Source organism: Shewanella sp. 11B5 (assembly GCF_002836795.1).
GTDB lineage: Bacteria > Pseudomonadota > Gammaproteobacteria > Enterobacterales > Shewanellaceae > Shewanella > Shewanella frigidimarina.
Map to the genome: position 1 here is coordinate 1 of NZ_PJAP01000154.1, position 1160 is coordinate 1160.

The 1160-nt window shown below is 41.4% G+C and carries 2 protein-coding genes; both read right to left on the reverse strand.

Going from position 1 to position 1160, the window contains the following annotated elements; genetic code table 11:
• Positions 1-77: 77 nt before the first annotated feature.
• Positions 78-815, reverse strand: a complete 738-nt coding sequence (gene pflA / locus CXF78_RS01285; protein ID WP_011637928.1) for a pyruvate formate lyase 1-activating protein — start codon at positions 813-815, stop codon at positions 78-80.
• A 78-nt stretch (positions 816-893) separates the two neighbouring features.
• On the reverse strand, positions 894-1160 hold a 267-nt coding region (locus CXF78_RS01290; protein WP_308302232.1), incomplete at its 5' end, for a glycine radical domain-containing protein.

Sequence of the window (1160 nt, forward strand, 5' to 3'; positions counted from 1 at the left end):
CAAAGTTACTGGGATGAATTGTAATTCATCTTATGTATAAGTCAGTGCTAATTTACATCTGTTTATCGTTTTTGTGACTAAAATGTAGCGTTAATACCTCGGTCGACAAACACTTGCTGAATTCTCTGCATAATCTCTGTACTTGGCGGTGAAATATCCGCCAAAGTATACGTTTCGCCAAAAGCTTGCCATTTATGTTCCCCTAACGGGTGATAAGGCAGTAATTCAACTTTTTCAACATTGCTCATCGGTTTAATGAACTCAGCGAGTGCGATGGCTGATTCGACATCTTCAGTAAATCCTGCGACAACCACATAACGGATCCAGGTTTTTATATTTCGTGTGGCAAGATATTGTGCAAATTGTAGTGTTCGATGGTTGCTGACTTTCGTCAGTTCGATGTGCTTGGCATCGTCCATTTGTTTGATATCAAGTAACACTAAGTCGGTATTGTCGAGCAATTCATCTATCACCGGTTCGTATTTACGCACAAAACCGTTGGTGTCTAAACAGGTGTGTACCCCCTGACTTTTGCAGGCTTTAAACAACTCGCTGACAAATTGAGCTTGTAAAATTGCTTCACCACCACTGGCTGTAATACCACCACCGCTGGCTTCTAAAAAGGGTTGATAAGAAATGACTTGGCTCATTATTTCATCAACAGAAACTTCCTTGCCGCCATCTAGATCCCATGTATCACGATTATGACAATATTGGCAGCGCATAAGGCAGCCTTGCATAAAAGCGATGTAGCGAATTCCTGGACCGTCAACGGTTCCGAATGATTCCACTGAATGTATGCGACCTAACGTCATTGTTGTTCCTTAAAATGAATATAAAAAAGGCTGTATCGATAAGATGTTACACATCGATACAGCCAATTTTAGCAGAGACTACATACTTTTAGTAAATGTACGAGTAATCACGTCTTGCTGCTGCTCAGGGGTGAGCGCATTAAAGCGAACGGCATAACCCGATACACGAATAGTTAATTGTGGATATTTATCCGGATTAACAATCGCATCCTCTAACATTTCACGGTTCATCACGTTAACGTTTAAGTGTTGACCACCTTCACGGTTAGGCTTGCTTAAGAAGTAGCCATCCATCAGTGACGCTAGGTTAGTTCGACGACCCGTATCATCTTTACCTAATGCATT